This window comes from Nocardia amamiensis, assembly GCF_015477605.1.
Classification (GTDB): Bacteria; Actinomycetota; Actinomycetes; order Mycobacteriales; family Mycobacteriaceae; genus Nocardia; species Nocardia amamiensis_A.
On record NZ_JADLQX010000095.1, the window covers coordinates 1 to 4,790 of the forward strand.

The window sequence follows — 4,790 nt, forward strand, 5'->3', positions numbered from 1 at the left end:
TCGTGAAGGATGTTCCGGCGGTGTCCTACTCTCCCACACCCTGTCGAGTGCAGTACCATCGGCGCTGGCAGGCTTAGCTTCCGGGTTCGGAATGGGACCGGGCGTTTCCCTGCCGCTATGGCCGCCGTAACTCTATGAAACTATCCACCACTCACAGCCCGACCGGCCGGGAAGTTCTCTCACGATCGAGAGAGACTCCACCGGAGTCTGCTGCAGTGTCTGTGTGTTGTTTCAGATACCGCACAGTGGACGCGTAGCAACCTTTGTTGGTAAGTCCTCGGCCTATTAGTACCGGTCACCTCCACACGTTACCGTGCTTCCAGTTCCGGCCTATCAACCCCATGGTCTGTAGGGGGCCTTAACCACTCGAGGTGGTGAGAAACCTCATCTTGGAACAGGCTTCCCGCTTAGATGCTTTCAGCGGTTATCCCTTCCGAACGTAGCCAACCAGCCATGCCCCTGGCGGGACAACTGGCACACCAGAGGTTCGTCCGTCCCGGTCCTCTCGTACTAGGGACAGCCTTCCTCAAGTTTCTGACGCGCGCGGCGGATAGAGACCGAACTGTCTCACGACGTTCTAAACCCAGCTCGCGTGCCGCTTTAATGGGCGAACAGCCCAACCCTTGGGACCTACTCCAGCCCCAGGATGCGACGAGCCGACATCGAGGTGCCAAACCATCCCGTCGATATGGACTCTTGGGGAAGATCAGCCTGTTATCCCCGGGGTACCTTTTATCCGTTGAGCGACACCGCTTCCACATGCCGGTGCCGGATCACTAGTCCCGACTTTCGTCCCTGCTCGACCCGTCAGTCTCACAGTCAAGCTCCCTTGTGCACTTGCACTCGACACCTGATTGCCAACCAGGCTGAGGGAACCTTTGGGCGCCTCCGTTACATTTTGGGAGGCAACCGCCCCAGTTAAACTACCCACCAGGCACTGTCCCTGAACCAGATCATGGCCCGAGGTTAGAAGTCCAATACGACCAGAGTGGTATTTCAACGACGACTCCACGAACACTGGCGTGCCCGCTTCACAGTCTCCCACCTATCCTACACAAACCGTACCGAACACCAATACCAAGCTATAGTGAAGGTCCCGGGGTCTTTTCGTCCTGCCGCGCGTAACGAGCATCTTTACTCGTAATGCAATTTCGCCGAGTCTGTGGTTGAGACAGCAGAGAAGTCGTTACGCCATTCGTGCAGGTCGGAACTTACCCGACAAGGAATTTCGCTACCTTAGGATGGTTATAGTTACCACCGCCGTTTACCGGGGCTTAAATTCTCAGCTTCGCACCCCGAAGGGCGCTAACCGGTCCTCTTAACCTTCCGGCACCGGGCAGGCGTCAGTCCGTATACATCGTCTTACGACTTCGCACGGACCTGTGTTTTTAGTAAACAGTCGCTTCTCTCTGGTCTCTGCGACCACACCCAGCTCCGGATGCAAGATCCATCACCAGGCCTGGTCCCCCTTCTCCCGAAGTTACGGGGGCATTTTGCCGAGTTCCTTAACCACAGTTCTCTCGATCGCCTCGGTATTCTCTACCTGACCACCTGTGTCGGTTTGGGGTACGGGCCGTGTACCAACTCACTAGAGGCTTTTCTCGGCAGCATAGGATCACTGAATTCGCCTCAATCGGCTACGCATCACCTCTCAGGCTGTATGGGATCCGGATTTGCCTAGACCCCGCCCTACCGGCTTACACCAGGTAATCCACCACCTGGCCCAGCTACCTTCCTGCGTCACCCCATCGCTTGACTACTACAGCCAGGATCCCATGCATCCCCCGCCGGCCACCCGAAGGTGGTCCATTGGGTTCAGGATGGTTAGCACAACTGCCTCGCCATTGGGCGCGGATACACGGGTACGGGAATATCAACCCGTTGTCCATCGACTACGCCTGTCGGCCTCGCCTTAGGTCCCGACTCACCCTGGGCGGATTAACCTGGCCCAGGAACCCTTGGTCATTCGGCGGACGAGTTTCTCACTCGTCTTTCGCTACTCATGCCTGCATTCTCACTCGCACAGCCTCCACAACTGGATCACTCCGCTGCTTCCACGGCTGCACGACGCTCCCCTACCCATCCCAGCTCCTGGCTCGAAAGCAAGATCAATACTGGAATGCCGCGGCTTCGGCGGTGTACTTGAGCCCCGCTACATTGTCGGCGCAGGATCACTTGACCAGTGAGCTATTACGCACTCTTTCAAGGGTGGCTGCTTCTAAGCCAACCTCCTGGTTGTCTCAGCGACCCCACATCCTTTTCCACTTAGTACACGCTTAGGGGCCTTAGCCGGCGATCTGGGCTGTTTCCCTCTCGACTACGAAGCTTATCCCCCGCAGTCTCACTGCCACGCTCTCACACACCGGCATTCGGAGTTTGGCTGACTTCGGTAAGCTTGTAGGCCCCCTAGGCCATCCAGTAGCTCTACCTCCGGCGTGAAACACGTGACGCTGCACCTAAATGCATTTCGGGGAGAACCAGCTATCACGGAGTTTGATTGGCCTTTCACCCCTACCCACAGCTCATCCCCTCAGTTTTCAACCTAAGTGGGTTCGGGCCTCCACGACGTCTTACCGTCGCTTCACCCTGGCCATGGGTAGATCACTCCGCTTCGGGTCCATGGCATGCGACTCGGGCGCCCTATTCGGACTCGCTTTCGCTACGGCTACCCCACACGGGTTAACCTCGCCACACACCGATGACTCGCAGGCTCATTCTTCAAAAGGCACGCCATCACCCCACCCCGAAGGGAAGGCTCTGACGGATTGTAAGCGCACGGTTTCAGGTACTATTTCACTCCCCTCCCGGGGTACTTTTCACCTTTCCCTCACGGTACTAGTCCGCTATCGGTCACCAGGGAGTATTCAGGCTTACCGGGTGGTCCCGGCAGATTCACAGCAGATTCCACGGGCCCGCTGCTACTCGGGCATCATCCACGCCAGCCGCCAGGTTTTCGTCTACGGGATTCTCACCCTCTACGACAGGCCGTTCCAGACCACTTCAACTAACCCAACGGTTTCTGACTGACGCTCACCACGGCAGTGATGAGAAGAATGACCCCACAACCCCACGAACGCAACGACTGCCGTCTATCACACGCCCATGGTTTAGCCTCATCCGCTTTCGCTCGCCACTACTCACGGAATCACTATTGTTTTCTCTTCCTGTGGGTACTGAGATGTTTCACTTCCCCACGTTCCCTCCACACACCCTATATATTCAGATGCGGGTAACACGACATCACTCGTGCTGGGTTTCCCCATTCGGAAATCCTCGGATCTCAGCTCGGTTGACAGCTCCCCGAGGCTTATCGCAGCCTCCTACGTCCTTCATCGGCTCCTGGTGCCAAGGCATCCACCGTACGCTCTTCAACACTTACTAACAAAGATGCTCGCGTCCACTGTGCAGTTCTCAAACAACACACCCGAAAGAAACCTGTCCCGACACCAGCACCCCAACCCCACACAAGGGATCGAGACCGGTATGACCGGAGAAACTCCCGGATCGTCATATTGCCTAGAAAGAAACACTCGCGTGTTCTCTCAGGACCCAACAGTGTGTCGACTACATCCGGCATCTCGTCGCCGTGTGACTCCGAGATATCGCCAGCACATGTCAGCGTTCCACCCATGAGCAACTGCGGCTCTTCATACGAGAGCTCAAACAGCCTCTGCCACCAGACGTTTACCGTCCCACCTGTGTGGGTGTCGGTGGAGAATGCTCCTTAGAAAGGAGGTGATCCAGCCGCACCTTCCGGTACGGCTACCTTGTTACGACTTCGTCCCAATCGCCGATCCCACCTTCGACGGCTCCCTCCCACAAGGGGTTAGGCCACCGGCTTCGGGTGTTACCGACTTTCATGACGTGACGGGCGGTGTGTACAAGGCCCGGGAACGTATTCACCGCAGCGTTGCTGATCTGCGATTACTAGCGACTCCAACTTCACGGGGTCGAGTTGCAGACCCCGATCCGAACTGAGACCGGCTTTAAGGGATTCGCTCCACCTCACGGTATCGCAGCCCTCTGTACCGGCCATTGTAGCATGTGTGAAGCCCTGGACATAAGGGGCATGATGACTTGACGTCGTCCCCACCTTCCTCCGAGTTGACCCCGGCAGTCTCCTGCGAGTCCCCAACTTTACTTGCTGGCAACACAGGACAAGGGTTGCGCTCGTTGCGGGACTTAACCCAACATCTCACGACACGAGCTGACGACAGCCATGCACCACCTGTACACCAACCACAAGGGAAACCGTATCTCTACGGCTGTCTGGTGTATGTCAAACCCAGGTAAGGTTCTTCGCGTTGCATCGAATTAATCCACATGCTCCGCCGCTTGTGCGGGCCCCCGTCAATTCCTTTGAGTTTTAGCCTTGCGGCCGTACTCCCCAGGCGGGGCGCTTAATGCGTTAGCTACGGCACGGATCCCGTGGAAGGAAACCCACACCTAGCGCCCACCGTTTACGGCGTGGACTACCAGGGTATCTAATCCTGTTCGCTACCCACGCTTTCGCTTCTCAGCGTCAGTTACTGCCCAGAGACCCGCCTTCGCCACCGGTGTTCCTCCTGATATCTGCGCATTTCACCGCTACACCAGGAATTCCAGTCTCCCCTGCAGTACTCAAGTCTGCCCGTATCGCCTGCAAGCTCACAGTTGAGCTGTGAGTTTTCACAGACGACGCGACAAACCGCCTACAAGCTCTTTACGCCCAGTAATTCCGGACAACGCTCGCACCCTACGTATTACCGCGGCTGCTGGCACGTAGTTGGCCGGTGCTTCTTCTACAGGTA

At 57.0% G+C, this 4,790-nt stretch carries 3 rRNA genes; all 3 read right to left on the reverse strand.

Annotation, left to right across the window (positions count from 1 at the left end):
* Positions 1–12 precede the first annotated feature (12 nt).
* Positions 13–129, reverse strand: a 5S ribosomal RNA gene (gene rrf, locus IU459_RS36600).
* A 136-nt stretch (positions 130–265) separates the two neighbouring features.
* A 23S ribosomal RNA gene (locus IU459_RS36605) occupies positions 266–3,381 on the reverse strand.
* A gap of 347 nt (positions 3,382–3,728) precedes the next feature.
* Positions 3,729–4,790, reverse strand: a 16S ribosomal RNA gene (locus tag IU459_RS36610); the annotation flags it as partial.